Genomic DNA, 419 nt, shown 5'->3' on the forward strand with positions numbered 1-419 from the left:
CTCATCGGCTTCGGCGATGCCACTCAGCCGTTGCGGCCGGTCATCCTTGCTCAAGGCCAGGAAACGGTGACGCCATCGAAAGCTGGTCGCGCTGGCCACGCCGATCTCGCGCGCCGAGCGGCGCACGCTGCGGGAGTCGAGCATGCAGCCGAGATAGTCGAGCCAGTGCGCCTTGTGGCGCAGCCGCGCCAGCGGCGTGCCGCTGAGGGCATTGAAAGTGCGATGGCAACTGCGGCAGCGGTAGCGCTGCAGTCCGTGCGCATGGCCGTGGCGATAGGGTTTGTCGGCCTGGCAGTGCGGGCAGCAGAGTGGTGTGGCGGGTTGTTCGACGATCTCGAGTACACGGTCGAGGCCGGCCGCCGATTGCAGCAGGTCGAGCAGGCGGTCGCGCTGGCGCCGCGTTAGAGAGGACAGGCGTT

1 protein-coding gene is annotated in these 419 nt (G+C 68.0%); it reads right to left on the bottom strand.

Features of this window, described 5'->3' with window-relative positions; genetic code table 11:
• On the bottom strand, positions 1-419 hold a 419-nt coding region (locus AC1DIX_RS27980; RefSeq protein WP_477328630.1), incomplete at both ends, for a transposase.

It is taken from the genome of Massilia sp. 05N420, assembly GCF_056397205.1.